At 58.7% G+C, this 3,173-nt stretch carries 3 protein-coding genes; 2 read left to right on the top strand and 1 reads right to left on the bottom strand.

The window, feature by feature from the left end; all coding sequences use genetic code 11:
* Positions 1 to 589 precede the first annotated feature (589 nt).
* Both AC1DRJ_RS22530 and AC1DRJ_RS22525 read left to right on the top strand, forming a co-directional pair.
* A complete protein-coding gene (locus AC1DRJ_RS22530; protein WP_477804086.1) occupies positions 590 to 913 on the top strand; it encodes a sel1 repeat family protein in 324 nt (107 codons plus the stop codon).
* 175 nt (positions 914 to 1,088) lie between these two features.
* The gene (locus tag AC1DRJ_RS22525) at positions 1,089 to 2,453 is read left to right on the top strand and encodes a DNA recombination protein RmuC (RefSeq protein WP_477804087.1); all 1,365 of its coding nucleotides are present in this window, start codon (positions 1,089 to 1,091) and stop codon (positions 2,451 to 2,453) included.
* A gap of 25 nt (positions 2,454 to 2,478) precedes the next feature.
* Here the strand turns inward: AC1DRJ_RS22525 and AC1DRJ_RS22520 are convergent.
* Positions 2,479 to 3,173 (bottom strand): hybrid sensor histidine kinase/response regulator (locus tag AC1DRJ_RS22520; RefSeq protein WP_477804085.1); only part of this gene is annotated, 695 nt, incomplete at its 5' end.

Here is a 3,173-nt window from a genome sequence, read left to right as displayed (position 1 = left end):
GGCTGACCGCGAGGATTTGTTCGACCAGAATTGACTTTCAGCTTGGTACTAACGCCGCGGATACTAACGGATTGAATTTGAGAATGGAAGTGTGTTAGCAAAAAATATGCTTCAGCCCGGGTAACGAGCCCTGCAAATGCTCATACTCCGACCGGTGGTTACTGTCGCTCATCGGATCGCGATCTACCTGGATCAGGGTTTTCCCGGTTTATCCCCAAAACTGGCGAAAAAACGTACCGAAAAAGTGCGTCGATATAACTGCCTCGAAGGTAGTTGTGCACATTAGTTGCGCAGACTGTAACCCCACTGTCATTCAGGCCGCGGACGTAGTGGGTGCCTGTATTGAAAATTTAAGTCAATGAAAAACATCGCTTTTTTTTACTGGTGAAAAAATCGTCAGTTTGACTGCGAGCCCCGTCCCACAGGGCTTTGCGCGAGTTCAAGGGCGGTTGTCCACTGAGTTATCCACAGCTTCTGTGGATTGTCCCGAGCGCTTGCTCTAGGACGGGCGTGCCGGGTTTTTTTGGGCTTTACCTGTAAGAAAAAAAGAGTAGAGTTGCGCGCCTTCCGATCTGTCCCACAGTGCTTTATGAAGTTTCGCTCAATACCAATCGCTGCTACCTCTACGCCCCCCAATGTTGCCCCACCCAAGCGCTTTTCGATGCGCGTGGCTGAGTGGCTGCTGGACAGTCCGCGTCTTGGGGAAAACCCCAATATCAAGCACTTCGCCGGACGTTTGCTCAAACAGCCCGCCCGTGAAGGCGTCGTGGCCGCCCAAAGCCGCCTCGGGCAACTGATGTGTCGCGAATGCGGTAATGCCCGTGATCGGCGCATTGGTCAGGACCTGTTGCGCCAGGCCGCACGAGCAGGGGACACGCGCGCCCAACAGGAACTGGGGCTGATCGAAGACTGAGCTGTCCAAGACTGCCGGCCTTGGTTAACCTTCAAGCTTTATCTCATCGGCAGGAATCCCTATGGCTATGGACTTGACCAGCCTATTACTCGGTCTGGCGGGCGCTGGTCTGCCGTTGCTGGTATTGGCCTGGCAAATTCAGCGCCGTGCGAGTGTCTCGCAAGCCGGGGTGGCACTGCTGGAAGAGCGCCTGGCCATGGCGCAATTGGCGCAGGACGGTTTGAATGCCCAGCTCGACGCCTGTCGCGACGAAATCGGTGACCTGAGCCAGGTTAACGCCGCCAGGCAAGCAGAACTCGCCGCCGCGCGCCGTGAAGTCGAACTGCTGCAAATCGAACGCGACGACGCCCGCGATGCGGCTCACGCCTGGAACATTGAGCGCGCCGGTAAAGAAGCTGAGCTGCGTCGCCTGGACACGCAGGCTGCATCACTCACCGCCGAGTTGCGTGAGCAGCAGGAAAGCCATCAGCAGCGCCTCAGCGACCTGCAAGGTTCACGAGACGAGCTGCGAGCGCAGTTCGCCGAACTGGCGGGCAAGATTTTCGATGAGCGTGAGCAACGCTTTGCCGAAACCAGTCAGCAGCGACTGGGACAGTTGCTCGATCCTTTGAAAGAGCGCATTCAATCCTTCGAAAAGCGCGTCGAGGAAAGTTATCAGGCCGAAGCCCGCGAGCGTTTTTCGCTGGCCAAGGAGCTGGAGCGCCTGCAACAGCTGAACCTGCGCTTGAGCGACGAAGCCACCAACCTGACGCGCGCCCTCAAAGGGCAGAAAACCCAAGGCAACTGGGGCGAGTTGATTCTCGAACGAGTGCTTGAACACGCCGGTCTGGAGAAGGGCCGGGAGTACCAGACCCAAGTCAATCTCAAAGGTCCGGACGGTGAGCGCTTCCAGCCGGATGTGATTATTTACCTGCCGGGCGACAAGCAGGTGGTGGTCGACTCCAAGGTCAGCCTGACGGCCTATCAGCAGTACGTGGCGGCCGAAGACGATGCCATTGGCCAGATCGCCATCAAGCAGCACGTCCTGTCGCTGCGCAATCACGTCAAAGGTCTGGCCGGCAAGGATTACAAACGGCTCGACGGCCTGCACAGTCTGGACTTCGTGTTGCTCTTCGTGCCCATCGAAGCGGCGTTTTCCGCCGCCTTGCAGGCGGAGCCGACGCTGTTCCAGGAGGCGTTCGACCGCAACATCGTGATCGTCAGTCCCACCACGTTGTTGGCGACTTTGCGCGTGATCGACAGCCTGTGGAAGCAGGAGCGCCAGAGCCAGAACGCCCGGGAAATCGCCGAGCGCGCCGGGTGGCTGTACGACAAGTTTGTGTTGTTCATTCAGGACCTGGACGAAGTCGGCAATCGCTTGCAGCAGCTGGACAAAGCCTACAGCTCTGCGCGCAACAAACTGACAGAAGGCCGCGGTAATCTGGTCAGTCGCAGCGAGCAGCTGAAGTTGCTTGGCGCGCGAGCGAGCAAGAGCTTGCCGGCAGACTTGCTGGAGCGGGCGATGACTGATGTGGATGGCTTGGTCGAACTGCCGGAGTAAGCTTTCGCTGACTTGTCCTGCCGCGCTACAACGGCAAATGCCGACTCAAAAGGGCCCGCAATGCTGCCGGCTTCACCGGTTTGGTCAAAAAATCCAGCCCCGCCGCATGCACTTGAGCCACCGTCTCCGGCCGGCCATCGGCGCTGATCACAACCCCAGGCACCGGTTCCCCCAGTTGAGTGCGCAACCACGCCATCAGCTCGGTACCTGTCTCGCCATGGTCCAGGTGGTAATCCACCAGCGCCAATTGCGGGCGCATACCGTCATTGAGCAACGCTGCACATTCCTCTCGGTTACGCGCCGTCCAGACCTGGCAGCCCCAGCGCGTCAGCAGGCTATTCATGCCAATCAAGATGCTGTCTTCATTATCGATGCACAGCACCTGCGCGCCGCTCACCACATGGCCGTTGATTTCGGTGGGTTGGCTCGGTGCCACGGTTTGTGCCTGGGCCAGCGGTACATTGACGCTGAACACACTGCCGAGCCCCGGCCAGGAGCGTACGCGCAAGGTATGACCCAGTACGCGACACAAACCATCGGCAATCGCCAGGCCTAACCCCAGACCTTTCTCGGCACGAGTCTGGTGGCTGTCGAGGCGTTTGAATTCTTCGAAAATCACCTGCAGTTTGTCTTCCGCAATTCCCGGCCCCCGGTCCCAGACCTCCAGGCACAGTTCACCTTTGCGCCGCCGAACGCCGAGCAGCACTGGCCCTTTGGCAT

This window comes from Pseudomonas sp. P5_B2, from assembly GCF_056400445.1.
This window is presented reverse-complemented; position numbering and strand designations above follow the sequence as displayed.

What these genes read in the sequence shown, in the direction of transcription:
- AC1DRJ_RS22530 (WP_477804086.1), top strand. Translation starts at nt 590, where the DNA reads ATGAAGTTTCGCTCAATACCAATCGCTGCTACCTCTACGCCCCCCAAT.